1 protein-coding gene is annotated in these 515 nt (G+C 68.2%); it reads right to left on the bottom strand.

What is annotated here, in order from left to right; genetic code table 11:
* The coding region (locus tag ASG00_RS15430; protein ID WP_162238388.1) for a hypothetical protein at positions 1-303 on the bottom strand (303 nt) is incomplete at its 3' end.
* Between the last annotated feature and the right edge of the window lie 212 nt (positions 304-515).

Consider the following 515-nt stretch of genomic DNA (forward strand, 5'->3'; position numbering starts at 1 on the left):
GCCGTTCGGGCGGTCGAAGACCGGGCCGAAGGGCTTGGTCTGGATGCTGCCGACGCCGCCGGTCACACCGAGGGTGAAGGCGTCCCACGACGCGAGCACCTTGCCCGCGCCGCTGACCTTCACCGACGCGCCGGAGATGGTCGTACCGTTCGCGATGGCCGCAACGGCGTCCTGCAGGGTGTCGGAACCGACGATGGAGTAGCCATCGGAGACCGGGTCAGCGTGAGCCGCGGTCGCCGCGCCGAAGCCGGCGATCGCGACTCCGAATGCCGCGCCGAACGCGGCGATCTTCTTGAGTGTCAACTCAGTACCTTTCGGGTGTAGTGGTGATTCGGTGTTCAGTTGCGTACTTCTGGGACAAGCGGTATTGCGGGAGGGGGGATGCTCATTCGCGACCGGGGTCGCGGGTCTAGAGGCGTCTGCGGAAACGTCCCAAGATGGGGAACGCGAACGCACACGCAAGGCCGCCGGCGAGACTCGCGGGAACGGCGGCGGCGATGCCGCCCACCGCGGGG

Origin of the sequence: Microbacterium sp. Leaf351 (assembly GCF_001423825.1) — a bacterium.
GTDB classification, from domain to species: domain Bacteria; phylum Actinomycetota; class Actinomycetes; order Actinomycetales; family Microbacteriaceae; genus Microbacterium; species Microbacterium ginsengisoli.